We start from the raw sequence: 13517 nt of genomic DNA, 5'->3' as shown, positions 1-13517 counted from the left end.
ATCCTGATTATAACTTGTAATACTGCTGGTTTAAATAAGCAGTAACGTCATGGATTTCATCATCAAACCAGTTAGTGTTCAAGTTAGAGTCACAGCGTCGTACCTGAGCTTCAAGCGCTTTTAAGCTGTTTACCTTTCTATCTTTCTTGGTAAAGATGCTGGTTGTATGGCATTGGTTACACTTTGATTGGGTAAATAATTTTTTACCATTAGCAGCATTACCTTGGGCCATCGCTGTGCTTGAAATTAGCAAACCTGCTAAAGACGCTAATACTGTTTTAGTTATTATCTTAGTTGTCTTTGAAAATGATGTCTTTGAAAATTTCATATCAATCTCCGTTTTCCTTATTGCCTTACTTTTCTATTTATCCTGCTTGTTTCAAGTGCGCAATGCGAATTGATGCAGGTGGGTGAGAATCATAAAATGCCGAATACAAAGGATCTGGCGTTAATGTTCCCGCGTTCTTTTTATATAGACCAACCAGTGCACTGATAAGTTCCGCAGAATCAGATTGTTGGGCGGCAAAGCTATCTGCTTCAAATTCATGTTTACGAGACCAGCGTGACATAATCGGCCCAATAAAGAAAGTGAAAGCAGGGCTAACCAGAATAAATAACAATAACGCCATATATGTAGAAGGTTGTGATACGCCCAGCGCATTGTAAAACCACTGTTGTTGCATTAGCCACGCTAGTACGGCAAAGCCTACCAGTGTCATCGTCATAGAAACGATCATGCCTTTCAGTACATGCTTATGTTTAAAGTGACCTAACTCATGTGCCAGAACAGCCTCTACTTGTGTCGGAGTAAGGTGTTTAAGCAGTGTGTCAAAGAAGACGATGCGCTTGGTTTTGCCAAAGCCTGTGAAATAGGCGTTACCATGGCTAGAGCGTTTAGAGCCATCCATTACAAATACACCGTCTGAATTAAAGCCAGTACGATCGAGCAATGTCGTGATGCGATTAAGCACTTCACCTTCTTCCAATGGTTTAAATTTATTGAAGATTGGCGCGATAAATTTTGGGTAGGCCCACATCATCAAAATTGAGAAAGCAGTTAGTGCCACCCAGGCATAAAGCCACCATAAGCTGCCCGCAGATTCCATTAGCCATAAAACTAACATGATCAGCGGAATTCCTATCACAACCGATAGCGCCGCACCTTTAAACATATCGATGAAAAATACTTTAAGCGTTGATTTGTTGAAGCCAAATTTTTCTTCAATAACGAAAGTACTGTATAACGAAGTTGGGATATCGATGATGCTTGAAATTAGCGAGAAACCGATGATAACCGCGACACCTGTAGTTAATGGGCCCCAGCTGAACGATCGCATTGCGTTATCCAGTAGCTCTAGTCCACCGCCTAAAGTCCAAAGCAGTAAAACAACAGCGCTTAGAATCAGGTTGAAGCGTCCGAAGCTGCCCTTAGTGCGTGTGTAATCGGCAGCTTTTTGGTGTTCTTCAAGCGTGATTTTGTCGGCAAACTCTTCAGGAACTGCAGAACGATGTTGTGCAACGTGTTTGGCGTTTCGCAAAGAAAGCCATAATTGCACTCCTGTTGTAATGATTAGAAGTGCTAGAAAAATAAAAGTAAATGTATGCATAGTTCTATAAAATAAGGCTCAGTTTTATTAATTCAACATGAGTATTCACGTAAATTACGTTAAAAATACCAATATAATTAATATCAATTAAATTCAACCGAGCATTATACCCTATGAGCCAAGACAAGAATAATTTGATTTGGATTGACCTGGAAATGACAGGACTAGACACTATTAATGATGTCATTATCGAAATCGCTACCGTAGTGACAGATAAAGACCTGAATAAACTTGCCGAAGGCCCTGTGATTGCTATCCATCAACCTGATAGTGTTTTGGAGGGTATGGATGAATGGAATCAATCCCATCATGGCAGTTCTGGTTTGGTCAAACGGGTAAAAGAAAGTAACTATTCTGCTGCTCAGGCAGAAGCTGAAACCATCAAATTTCTAGAAGAGTACGTCCCCAAAGGTGCCTCACCTATGTGCGGTAACAGCATTTGTCAGGATAGACGTTTTATGGCGCGTGAGATGCCAATTCTTGAAGATTACTTTCATTATCGTAATCTTGATGTCAGTACTTTGAAAGAATTGGCGGCACGCTGGAAGCCGGAAGTATTGGAGCAGCACACAAAGAAAGGCGCTCATCTGGCATTGGATGATATTTTGGATTCAATAGATGAATTGCAATTTTATCGTAAAGCGATTCTGTCCATTTAAAACGACTATAAAAAAAGGCCTATAAGTAGTGGGGTGTAAGAAGCTCACCAAAAAATCACCCCGTTACTAATAAAAAGCCTTTTACCAGCCAGGGTAGCATTAATGCATTTAACAAAGCGGCTAAAGCCATAGATAAACCCGCAAAAGCACCCATGCTGGTATTTAAGGTGAATGCTCTGGCAGTTCCGATACCATGAGAGCTATTACCAATAGCGATACCTTTGACGCTATTATCTTTGATTTTCAGTAAATTCAAATAGTGGGTTCCTAACACTGCACCAATAATGCCGGTTAACACCGCAAGAACCGCAGTTAACGATGGTATTCCGCCAATTTTTTCTGCGATACCCATCGCTACAGGGGCGGTTACCGAACGTGCTGATAATGAAATCTGCGTGGCTAAATCGGCACCTAATAACTTGGCAATAAACATAACCGCAATGGTGCCTACCGTAATACCAATGACCATCGATAAAATAATGGGAATAAAAAGCCGCTTTACTTGAGCAAATTGTTGAAATAAGGGAATCGCCAGAGCAACCGTTACAGGACCCAATAAAAAGTGAATAAATTGCGCGCCTTCAAAGTAGGTTGCGTATTCAGTACCGGTAACTTCTAAGATCAAAATCAATAAAATTACCGAGATCAAAACGGTATTGGTTAAGGGGTGGGTGCCTGTTTTTCGATGCAGAGTATATGCGGTTAAATATGCCACTAACGTTATCGTTAATCCCGTTAATGGCGAAGTGGATAAATATACCCAGAGTGTTTGAAGGTCTGTGTTTTGCATAATTTGAGTTTGTTTGTCTTGCGATAATGGTTGCTGGTTTATTTTGTTCTTTAATATCCAGCTATTGTTAAGGGTTTTTTTTGGCTTTCTTATCAAAGAAACGCATGAGAAATTGCATACTCAAAGCGGTGGTACCCATCGTAATCAACACGCCTAAAAATAGCGCCACTGTGATTGGTAGCCACTCTTCTTCCAAACGTTGAAAGTGAACCATGACACCCACACCTGCAGGCACAAACAGCAGTGAAAGGTGATTCAATAACGCCAGCGATGATTGCTCCAGAGATTCAGGAGCAGGGCGTTTAAACTTTCCCATGGCCAGCAATAACACGAGAAGGTAGAGCAAGCCGGCAACTGGGCCCGGAACAGGTAGGTCGAGCAAACGAACGCTGACTTCGCCTAAAAGTTGGAATATCAGTAATGCGGTCATCCCAAATAAAAATTCTATACCGCTAGATTTATTGGCTTTCATGCTACTTCTCGTTTTAATTAAAATATGTGGTTGTAATTAAAATAACTTTTTTAAGTGATATTTAATATAATTTTGTTTTAAAGATAATAATTCGACTGCCGTTACTGATAAAAACTCGCTATAAGTGGGGGGGTGTGTTTTCATATTCCACTTTTAGTAAAAACCATAGAAATTCAATGATTGTACTTTCTGATGTCACGCTCAGACGTGGCCCACAAAAGCTCTTATCCGATGTGTCGATTAGTGTACACCCGGGTTATAAAGTTGGCTTAACCGGCGCCAATGGCACTGGTAAATCGAGCCTTTTTGCCATGTTGCGTGGTGAGTTGGGTCAGGACGAAGGTACTGTCAGTATTCCGCCAAACTGGGTAGTCGCGCATGTGGCGCAGGAAACACCTGCAACTACTATCTCTGCGTTGCAGTATGCCTTGCAAGGCGATACCGAATACATCGATCTGCATAAACAATTAGAAGATGCAGAAGGTGCTTTGCTTGGTGAATTGCATGGTCGTTTAGATGCAATAGATGGATATACCACCGAAAGCCGCGCAGCGACTTTATTGCATGGTCTGGGGTTTTCTCAAGAGCAAATCAATAACCCTGTCGATAGTTTTTCCGGTGGTTGGCGAATGCGCTTGAATCTGGCGCAAGCATTGATGTGCCGTTCTGACTTGTTGTTACTCGATGAGCCAACTAACCATCTGGATTTAGATGCGGTTATCTGGCTTCAAAGCTGGTTAGTGCAATATGAAGGAACGTTGATATTAATATCGCACGATAGAGAATTTCTCGACGCGGTGGTTAAGCACGTCGCACATATCGAACATGCAAAGTTAACTTTATACACCGGAAATTATACGGCGTTTGAGAAAATCAGGGCGGAGCGTCTGGCGCAACAGCAAAGTGCTTACGAAAAGCAACAGCGTGAAAAAGCACACATGCAAAAATATGTGGACCGCTTTCGCGCTCAGGCAACCAAGGCAAAGCAGGCGCAGAGTCGTTTAAAGGCTTTAGGTCGCATGGAAGAAATTTCTGCGGCACAAGTTGATTCGCCGTTTCACTTTAAATTTTTTGATCCCGAGAAACTACCTGAGCGTTTACTCAATGTGGTCAATGCATCTATTGGTTACGGTGACAAAATCATTGTCAAAAATGTGAAAATGCAGTTAATGCCGGGTCAACGTATAGGTTTGATTGGCCCAAACGGTGCAGGTAAGTCAACCTTAATCAAATATTTGGCAGGAGAGCTGCAATCAATTGCGACTGCTGCTTCTGAAGATAAAGAGGGTGATAAAGAAAATAAAGAAGATGAGTCCTGGGAAGCTCAAGATCTGAAGATAGGCTATTTTGCCCAGCACCAATTAGAGCAATTAAGAGTCGATTTAACGGCGTTGCAGCAACTTCGTGCTTTAGATAAAGAGGCAAGAGAACAAGATTTGCGGAATTATCTGGGTGGGTTTGGTTTTAAAGGCGAAAGAGTCGATGAGCCTGTTGAGCCCTTTTCCGGAGGAGAAAAAGCACGCCTGGTTTTGGCTTTACTGGTATATCAAAAGCCTAACTTATTATTGTTAGATGAGCCGACCAATCATCTGGATTTACAAATGCGTCATGCCTTGAGTGTGGCATTGCAGGGTTTTGCAGGCGCAATGGTAATTGTTTCCCATGATCGTCATTTGCTAAAAACAGTTACGGATGAATTAGTGATTGTGCATGATGGCAAAGCAGAAGAGTTCGATGGTGATCTGGATGATTATGCAAAATTCATCAATGAATCAAATAAGCAACTTGCCTCAGCCAGTAAGGAAGCCGCTTTAGGGGATAATCAGGATGATTCTGAAAAAGGTTTGTCTAAAAAGGAACAACGTCAGTTAGAAGCGCAGCGCCGTAAACAATTACAGCCCTTGTTGAATCAATTGAAAAAAGCGGAAAAAGAGCTCGACGATCTTTCTACCAAGCAAGCAAAACTTGAAAAACAACTTTCTGACCCCGATATTTATCAGGAAGAAAACAAACAAAAGCTGAAAAGTCTGGTGTTAGACAAAAGTGAACTGGATAAGAAGCTGGAAGCTGTAGAAATGCAGTGGATGGAAATCAGTGAAGAATATGAAAGCGCAGCGGCGCAAATCGTTTAGTCAGGCTTTTATAGCATTATAAAAAAAGCCCCTCAAAGTAGGGGGGTGGCTTTGATAGTTGTGTTAACTAAGAATAGTGTTAACTAAGAATAGTGTTAACTAAGAATAGTGTTAAATAAAAATAACCTATCGTTTGTCTGTCTATTCATAGAACTTTTAAACTTTATGATAGACTAATATAGTGTTGATATTAAACATGATCTGCGTTTTTAAATATCAAACACGTAGATCTACTTTTATTTTACGGAGAAAAGAATGAGTCAGTTAGATATGAGTACGGGCCAGATTGTTGCAAATGCAGCAGAAAGCGAACGTGCTAATTTTATTAAACGTACATACGTACATTTGGCCGGCGCAATTGCTGCGTTTGCTGTAATAGAAACACTATTAATCAAGTCTGGTGTAGCGCTTTCTTTTATGGGCATGCTTTCAGGTAGTAAATGGAGCTGGTTAATCGTTTTAGGCGCATTTATGTTAGTGTCTACAGTAGCGAATAACTGGGCTCATTCTGGAATTTCTCGCGAAAAGCAATACATGGGCTTAGGTCTTTTCGTTATTGCTGAAGCGATTATCTTTATGCCGCTAATTTACATGGCATTAGTTAGAGCACCTGATGGGCATCTGTTGCAAAATGCTGCAATTGTTACTGCCGCACTCGTTGCTGGTTTAACATTCACTGCGTTTTCTACCAAAATTAACTTCTCATTTATGGGGCGTTTCTTGATGATTGGTGGTTTTGTTGCAATGGGCTTAATCCTTGCGAGCATTATGTTCGGCTTCTCTCTAGGACTTTGGTTCTCAGGTGGAATGATCCTATTTGCTGCGGCTTCTGTACTTTACAGCACATCAAATATCATACATGAGTATCACACTGAGCAGCATGTAGCGGCTTCGCTATCTCTATTCTCTAGTGTTGGATTATTGTTCTGGTATATCCTGCAATTCTTCATGAGCATGGGTGACGACTAAGCGATTGCTTAGAGCCTATATAACTTATAAGGAATTTTAAGTATAAAAAAAGCCCGTGATTCGAAAGAATCACGGGCTTTTTAGTGTCTGAATTTTGTTGAACTTAACTTAGAAATTTTCTGTTGAGGTAAATAATCCAACCTTTAGGTCTTTCGCTGTATAGATTTCCTTGCCATCTACTTCCATGCTTGCATTTGCAACACCCATAACCAACTTGCGTTGAATTAGGCGAGAGATATCAATTTTGTAAGTAACTTTCTTGGCATCAGGAAGAACCTGTCCTGTGAATTTAACTTCGCCAGCACCTAGTGCACGACCGCGTCCCGGACTTCCTGACCAACATAGGAAAAATCCGACTAATTGCCACATAGCATCTAGACCTAAACAACCAGGCATTACAGGGTCGCCTTTAAAGTGACAGTCGAAAAACCAAAGATCTGGGTTTATATCTAATTCAGCTATGATTTGACCTTTTTCAAATTCACCACCATCAGAATTGATTTCAACGATACGATCAATCATTAACATTTGTGGTGCAGGTAGGCGGGCATTTTCTGGGCCAAATAATTCGCCGTTTCCGCTTTTAATGAGGTCTTCGTAGCTGTATGAATTTTTTCTTTCTGTTTCCATCGTGTGTGAATCCTGATTTTGTAATGTGAGTCTATGTCTTTAAAATATAAAAAGAATGGCGATATTACTTGATAATAGGGGGTTCGACCAGTGCAAATAGTTGGGACTAGGTGGTAATTATGTGCCAATTTTGAATCTTAGTCTCAATATTGTCGGTGTTTCCTAAGCATAATCTATTGCTATACCAATAAAGATAATCATCCCCAGCCAGTTATTATTGAGAAATGCCGTTAAGCATTTTTGAGGCTCTCTGAATTGTGTCAGGGTCTGTTGGTAAGCAATAAAGCCACAAGCAAGCAGAATGCTTGTATAAAATGCCGGGCCGCGGTGAGTCATTATTCCTATGACAGTAATTATAATTAAGGCCAATAACTGCAATGTAACAATAATAAAGTTGTCATATTTGCCAAATAAAATAGCGGTCGATTTGACTCCTATTAGTAAATCGTCTTCCTTATCGACCATGCCATACTGGGTGTCATAAGCAGTTGTCCAAAGTAAGGCCGCAACATATAAAAACCAGGCTTCTATGGGGGGAAGTATGCCAGTCACGGCTGTATAAGCCATTGGGATAGACCACGAGAATGCAGCACCAAGGTGTACTTGTGGAAAGTGGTGGTAGCGCTTCATAAAGGGGTAGCTGGCTGCTAAAGCAACAGCAGCAAAAGAAAGCATGATGGTTAATGTGTTGAGTTGTAAGGCTATCAAAAAGGCCACAAGACAAAGTACAGCAAAAACACCCAGTGCTTCATTTGCACTAATTTTACCGCTCGTTAACGGACGATTTTTGGTGCGTGCGACATGTAAATCAATATCACGATCCGCGTAATCATTAATCGCACAACCAGCGGAACGCATAAGAAACACGCCCAGGCTAAAAATGATTAATAGTTTGAAATCCGGGATTCCTTCAGAAGCTATCCATAAAGCCCATAAAGTTGGCCACAGTAATAAATACGTGCCAATCGGGCGATCGAAACGAATTAACTCTGCGTAGAGTCTTAATTTCTCGCTATTCATTGATTAATGAGTCTTTGGTAAATGTTGATAGTAGAGTGAAAACGTGAAAAATGTTGATCAGCACGGAGACTCGTTATCGAGTAATAAGCGTTCTACTTTGTTACCTTTCAATAGGTGTTCTTCAATTATTTCGTCGATGTCATCTTTGTCGACAAAGGTGTACCAGGTCTCATCTGGGTAAACCACAATAACCGGACCAAGTTCGCAACGGTTTAAACAGCCTGCTGAATTAACTCTTACTTCACCTCTGCTAACCAGGCCTAATTCTTTGCTGCGTTTTTTCATGTAATCACGCATCTCTTGTGCATTGTATTGCGCACAACATTGGCTGCCGTCTTCGCGGTGATTGGTACAGAAAAAAACGTGATTTTTATAATATGACATAGTTAATTGATACGTTTAGTTAACACACTAGTTACAGTGTTAGTTGAAGAATGCTTGTAAGATGTGCGATTATGCCCGATTTTTCTGATCCTGAGAAATGCTAAACGATGGAAAAGTTCGACAGTATTACCGATTTCTTGAAAACTGAGGATTTTAATTATCGCGTGTACGACATGGGGCGTAAGGTTTGCCCGATTTCAAATGAAGATTTTGAACAGATAGAAAAGCAGAAACAACTTTTTCCTTACCCCTTTCAGCAGAAGGCTTGGCTGGCTTTATTGTTTTGGCCAAAAAATAAGGAAGATCAAGCTGTTATCTGGTTTCTTCAGTTTCCGATTGATGAGTTGGGCTATTTAAAGCAGCTTTCTCGTGATGCTTTCTTAATTGATCTGCTTGAGCAGACGGGTAAAAATATTCAGGCGAAGCAGCAGGGTGATGCTGTAGAAGATGGTCTGGGTGAATCTCCATTTGCATTTAAGCCTCGTGAAGATCGGCTTTCCATGTTTCATGCATTGGCAACTGTTGAGTTGAGTCAGGAGCCGTCGCAACATTATCAATATGCACATGATTATTTGTTGCCAAAAGATCAGGGGGGCCCCGGGTACGAACAATGGCAGTTTTTAGGTTTGCAGGGAATTGCGGATGTGATTGCCAGATTAGGTGAGGACAATAATGCATCTTTGCTGGCAAGTGCTATTGCTGACATGCCATCAACGCCTTTGCAGAGTTTTGCACATGGTCTGGAAAATACCGTTTTTGATAAGTCTTTATTTGATTCTATTTTGCTTAGATTAAGAGCAGAGCTGGTTAGTGGTAAAGATATTGTGCTGATTGCTGCGTTAATACGTGCTATTTCTTCACAGGCTTTAGATGCTGAAAAAACTAACGTATTGTCGGAAGTATTGCAGTCACCATTGGCGAATGAAATAGAAGTTATCGCTGCTATTTCTGGACGATCGTGGGCGGATTTAGAAAATAAAGAGTTGATGGCGTTGTTTGTGGAAAAGTTAGCGACGCAAGAACAAATGGCATTCAATGCGATACTCGCTGATTTAATTATGATTCCGGGTATGCGTGAATTAATATTGGCGAGTATGAGAAGCGAGAATCGTTCGCCTGAACTGGCTCAGCGTTTTGGGGTGTTTATGCAAGCTATCAACGCGAAGGCTTAGTTTTTCAAGTTATTCCTTAATGCGAAATAACTAACACCAAAAAACACGCTAAAAGTAGGGGGGTGACCTCTATTTATTCAATATGTGGCGTGTAATTAGAAGATATTGATAAAAGAGAGATTATAGTGACTGATAAGTTTATGCGCCCCGTGCGCAGTTTTGTTCTACGTCAAGGCCGATTAACCAGAGGGCAGGATGATGCTTTGCAGAATTTCTGGCCTGTTTTTGGAATCGATCGTGGTGATTCGGCGTTAGATGTCGATAATCTGTTTGAATCAAAAGCGCCCGTTACGTTGGAAATTGGATTTGGTGACGGCGTATCTTTGGCGACAATGGCAGAAAATGCGCCAGACAAAAACTTCATCGGCATTGAAGTGCACAAGCCTGGTGTGGGACGTTTATTGCATTTAATCGATGAAAAGAAACTCACCAATGTGCGTGTCATGGATGATGATGCGGTACAAATTATCAAAAATAGAATTCCTGAAGCCTCTTTAGATCGAGTGCAGTTATTCTTCCCAGATCCCTGGCATAAGAAACGTCACAACAAGCGACGTATTGTCCAAGACGATTTTGTTTCGTTAATAGCGAGTCGTTTAAAGCCAGGTGGTGTTTTTCATTTGGCTACAGATTGGGAGCCTTATGCTGAACACATGGCAGAGGTAATGGAAGCATCAGCTGATTTTAGCTCTATGGCGGATACGCCTTATTCGCCAAAACCAGAAGAGCGTCCAACGACAAAATTTGAAACACGCGGTATAAAATTAGGTCATGGTGTTTGGGATTTGCTTTATCAAAAGCAGGATTAAAATTCTCGTTGATCCTGTTAATTAGATCTGTTGGTTAATAAGCACCTTACTTTTTGTTAAAAAAAGTGCCCCAAAGTGGGGAGGTGCCTTAAAGATAATTGTTAGTAGCTTATTTTCAATGGGCGTCGATTGGCTACTATTCACCCCGTCCAATACCATAGTAAGTAATACCTAAATCTTTCATGTGATCTGGCTTGTAGAGATTTCTTCCATCAACAATGACAGGATCGTTAAGCGTGTTAATGATCTTGTTGAAATCAGGTGATCGAAATTCTTGCCATTCGGTAGGTATCACGAGGGCGTCTGCTCCCTCAAGTGCTTCATCAGCAGTATTGCATATCGTTAATGCTTCTTTGTCGCCGTAGAGTTTTTTGCATGCTTTGTTTGCAGCCGGATCATAAGCTCTTACGGTTGCACCGATGTTCCATAGCTGTCTCATTAATACGCGACTTGCTGCGCCTCTCATGTCGGCTGAATCAGGTTTAAATGATAAGCCCCATATTGCAATGGTCTTATCTTTTAATGATTCACCGTAATATTTGTTAAGTTTTTCGAAGAGTTTTTCTTTTTGTCGATAATTGACAGCTTCTACGGCATTTAGTAATTCAGCGGTGTAGCCTTGGTCTTCGGTACAATGCGCGAGTGCTCTCACATCTTTGGGGAAGCGTGAACCGCCATAGCCGCAGCCAGGGTAAATGAAATGATAGCCAATTCTTGGGTCTGATCCTATGCCAATTCGGACCTGCTCTATATCGGCACCAAGAATTTCGGAGATGTTTGAAAGTTCGTTCATGAAACTGACTTTGGTGGCTAATAAAGCATTGGCTGCGTATTTGGTTAATTCTGCAGAGCGAATATCCATAGCAACAATACGATCACGGTTGTGGTTGAAAGGAGAGAACAGTTCACGCATGAGTTCTATGGTGCGAGGATTGTCTGAACCAATGATAATTCTGTCTGGTTTCATAAAGTCATCTATCGCAACACCGGTCTTCAAAAACTCGGGGTTTGAAATCATGTCAAATTCATGTTTTTCACCTCTTTCACGAAGTGTGTTGCTGATAATTTCTTTAACCTTGTCTGAGGTCCCAACGGGAGCAGTAGATTTGCTTATAATGATGCGGTAGCCATTCATGTTATCTGCAATAGATTTTGCAACAGTTAGAATGTGCCGGGTATAGCAGTTGCCTGAATCGTCAGAAGGAACATTAACCGCTATGAAAAGGTATAAACCATGTTCGGCGCCTTCAGCTGCAGATGTCGTAAATTTTAATCTTCCTGCCTTGATGTTTTCCTCAAGCAATTTCTTTAGACCAGGTTCGTGAATACTGGTTTTACCTTTGGAAAGTCTTTTTATTTTTTCTTCATCAATGTCTACACACAAAACATCATTACCGACTTGGGCCATGCTGGCACCTGTAATTAAGCCGACATAACCAGCACCATAAATTGTTATTTTCATATTGGGTTTACTTAGCCTTGTAATAGTCTATTTGAATTAATTGGTTTAATAGTACCGTATTGTAAATATTTTTCTATATTTGGGTGATGTAAAGGTTGTTTGGGTTCATGGGTAAATAAATAGGTGTAGCTTATAGGTTTGTCATGAGGTTGCTGGGGTAGACTTGAATTATGAGGCATATAATATTGATATTTATATGTTGTTTTTCAGGGCATTTTTAGCGGTTTATATGGAAAACCAGTTTAGGCGTAAATTAAACATAAAAAACATTAAAATAAATGCATTTAGATGGTTGACACAACCTTAGCTTTGCCTCAGAATTGCCCGCTTGATTTTGGAGGGGTTCCCGAGCGGCCAAAGGGATCAGATTGTAAATCTGACGCGTAAGCTTCGGTGGTTCGAATCCACCCCCCTCCACCATTAGTTTTTTTATTCAAAGTTAGATGAAAAGAGTAAGTGCTCTTTCGAGCTTTGAGTGAGTTAAAAGATGCGGATGTCGTATAGTGGTAATACCTCAGCCTTCCAAGCTGATGCTGCGGGTTCGATTCCCGCCATCCGCTCCACATTGAGTTAAATGATTTGCGGTTTTGTGGGCTATAATTGCACAAGTTCCTGTAGTTCGTTGATGTGCTCATATAGCTCAGTCGGTAGAGCGCGTCCTTGGTAAGGACGAGGTCACCGGTTCAATTCCGGTTATGAGCTCCAAGTTTATTGCTGTTGTTATGTTTTGTAATGATAGTGGAAGATTTTTAATATTATTAGATTTTAGAGAAGGGTGATTCACCATGTCCAAAGAAAAATTTGAACGTAATAAGCCCCATGTAAACGTGGGCACAATTGGTCACGTCGACCACGGTAAAACCACGCTAACTGCTGCGCTTACAAAAGTAATGGCAGAGAAGATGGGTGGTGAAGTTAAAGCATTCGATGAAATCGATAATGCGCCAGAAGAAAAAGCACGTGGTATAACTATCGCGACATCTCATGTTGAATATGAATCAGATACACGTCACTACGCACACGTAGATTGCCCTGGTCATGCTGATTATGTGAAAAACATGATTACTGGTGCGGCTCAGATGGATGGCGCTATTCTTGTTGTTTCTGCGGCAGACGGCCCAATGCCACAAACTCGTGAGCACATCTTGTTGTCACGTCAGGTTGGTGTTCCATACATCGTAGTATTCCTAAACAAAGCTGATATGGTAGATGATGAAGAGCTACTAGAGCTTGTTGAAATGGAAGTGCGTGAGCTTCTAGATATGTATGAGTTCCCTGGTGATGATACGCCAATCGTTACTGGTTCAGCGCTTAAAGCGTTAGAAGGTGATGAGGCTTATACAGCTAAGATTGTTGAGTTGGTTGAAGCGCTAGATACTTATATCCCTGAGCCAGAGCGTGCTATCGATGG

General features: G+C 41.1%; 14 protein-coding genes and 3 tRNA genes. 9 read left to right on the top strand and 8 right to left on the bottom strand.

Annotated elements, in window-relative coordinates:
* Positions 1 to 7: 7 nt before the first annotated feature.
* Both OO007_RS09090 and OO007_RS09085 read right to left on the bottom strand, forming a co-directional pair.
* Positions 8 to 328 carry a hypothetical protein gene (locus OO007_RS09090; RefSeq protein WP_131907313.1) on the bottom strand — a complete coding sequence of 107 codons (321 nt, stop codon included), beginning with the start codon at positions 326 to 328 and terminating at the stop codon, positions 8 to 10.
* 37 nt (positions 329 to 365) lie between these two features.
* Positions 366 to 1607, bottom strand: a complete 1242-nt coding sequence (locus tag OO007_RS09085; protein WP_131907312.1) for a M48 family metallopeptidase — start codon at positions 1605 to 1607, stop codon at positions 366 to 368.
* A gap of 113 nt (positions 1608 to 1720) precedes the next feature.
* Here OO007_RS09085 and orn point away from each other — a divergent pair, with 113 nt between their 5' ends.
* The gene (gene orn / locus OO007_RS09080) at positions 1721 to 2266 is read left to right on the top strand and encodes an oligoribonuclease (protein ID WP_325808560.1); all 546 of its coding nucleotides are present in this window, start codon (positions 1721 to 1723) and stop codon (positions 2264 to 2266) included.
* Between the two features lie 55 nt (positions 2267 to 2321).
* Here the strand turns inward: orn and OO007_RS09075 are convergent, their stop codons facing one another.
* Positions 2322 to 3056 (bottom strand): LrgB family protein, encoded by a 735-nt coding sequence (locus OO007_RS09075; protein WP_325808559.1) that lies wholly within the window; start codon positions 3054 to 3056, stop codon positions 2322 to 2324.
* Positions 3057 to 3123: 67 nt separating this feature from the next.
* Positions 3124 to 3528: a CidA/LrgA family protein gene (locus OO007_RS09070; protein WP_325808558.1), complete on the bottom strand. Its 405-nt coding sequence runs from the start codon at positions 3526 to 3528 to the stop codon at positions 3124 to 3126.
* Between the two features lie 176 nt (positions 3529 to 3704).
* On the opposite strand from OO007_RS09070, the gene OO007_RS09065 reads away from it, so the two are divergent.
* Positions 3705 to 5660, top strand: coding sequence for an ATP-binding cassette domain-containing protein (locus tag OO007_RS09065; RefSeq protein WP_325808557.1), 1956 nt, complete (start codon positions 3705 to 3707; stop codon positions 5658 to 5660).
* Between the two features lie 255 nt (positions 5661 to 5915).
* Positions 5916 to 6629, top strand: coding sequence for a Bax inhibitor-1/YccA family protein (locus OO007_RS09060; RefSeq protein ID WP_131907308.1), 714 nt, complete (start codon positions 5916 to 5918; stop codon positions 6627 to 6629).
* Between the two features lie 108 nt (positions 6630 to 6737).
* Here the strand turns inward: OO007_RS09060 and fabA are convergent, their stop codons facing one another.
* From fabA to OO007_RS09045, 3 genes are all read right to left on the bottom strand, one after another.
* Positions 6738 to 7259 carry a 3-hydroxyacyl-[acyl-carrier-protein] dehydratase FabA gene (fabA, locus tag OO007_RS09055; protein WP_325808556.1) on the bottom strand — a complete coding sequence of 174 codons (522 nt, stop codon included), beginning with the start codon at positions 7257 to 7259 and terminating at the stop codon, positions 6738 to 6740.
* Positions 7260 to 7421: 162 nt separating this feature from the next.
* Positions 7422 to 8279, bottom strand: a complete 858-nt coding sequence (gene ubiA, locus OO007_RS09050; protein ID WP_325808555.1) for a 4-hydroxybenzoate octaprenyltransferase — start codon at positions 8277 to 8279, stop codon at positions 7422 to 7424.
* Positions 8280 to 8336: 57 nt separating this feature from the next.
* Complete coding sequence (locus tag OO007_RS09045; protein ID WP_131907305.1) at positions 8337 to 8663, bottom strand: (2Fe-2S) ferredoxin domain-containing protein; 327 nt, start codon at positions 8661 to 8663, stop codon at positions 8337 to 8339.
* Between the two features lie 107 nt (positions 8664 to 8770).
* Between OO007_RS09045 and OO007_RS09040 the strand changes: the two genes are divergently transcribed.
* Positions 8771 to 9835, top strand: coding sequence for a DUF3549 family protein (locus OO007_RS09040; RefSeq protein WP_325808554.1), 1065 nt, complete (start codon positions 8771 to 8773; stop codon positions 9833 to 9835).
* A gap of 125 nt (positions 9836 to 9960) precedes the next feature.
* Positions 9961 to 10644: a tRNA (guanosine(46)-N7)-methyltransferase TrmB gene (gene trmB / locus OO007_RS09035; RefSeq protein WP_442784336.1), complete on the top strand. Its 684-nt coding sequence runs from the start codon at positions 9961 to 9963 to the stop codon at positions 10642 to 10644.
* 136 nt (positions 10645 to 10780) lie between these two features.
* Here the strand turns inward: trmB and OO007_RS09030 are convergent, their stop codons facing one another.
* Positions 10781 to 12106 (bottom strand): UDP-glucose dehydrogenase family protein, encoded by a 1326-nt coding sequence (locus OO007_RS09030; protein WP_325808553.1) that lies wholly within the window; start codon positions 12104 to 12106, stop codon positions 10781 to 10783.
* A gap of 336 nt (positions 12107 to 12442) precedes the next feature.
* On the opposite strand from OO007_RS09030, the gene OO007_RS09025 reads away from it, so the two are divergent.
* From OO007_RS09025 to OO007_RS09010, 4 genes are all read left to right on the top strand, one after another.
* Positions 12443 to 12526: transfer RNA gene (locus tag OO007_RS09025), tRNA-Tyr, on the top strand.
* Between the two features lie 69 nt (positions 12527 to 12595).
* A tRNA-Gly gene (locus OO007_RS09020) sits at positions 12596 to 12669 on the top strand.
* 66 nt (positions 12670 to 12735) lie between these two features.
* Positions 12736 to 12811: transfer RNA gene (locus tag OO007_RS09015), tRNA-Thr, on the top strand.
* An 80-nt stretch (positions 12812 to 12891) separates the two neighbouring features.
* On the top strand, positions 12892 to 13517 hold a 626-nt coding region (locus OO007_RS09010; RefSeq protein WP_325808552.1), incomplete at its 3' end, for a GTP-binding protein.

It is taken from the genome of Cocleimonas sp. KMM 6892 (assembly GCF_035798195.1).
GTDB classification, from domain to species: Bacteria; Pseudomonadota; Gammaproteobacteria; order Thiotrichales; family Thiotrichaceae; genus Cocleimonas; species Cocleimonas flava.
Note: the sequence above shows the minus strand (reverse complement) of the source record. Positions and strands in the feature narration are given on the sequence as shown.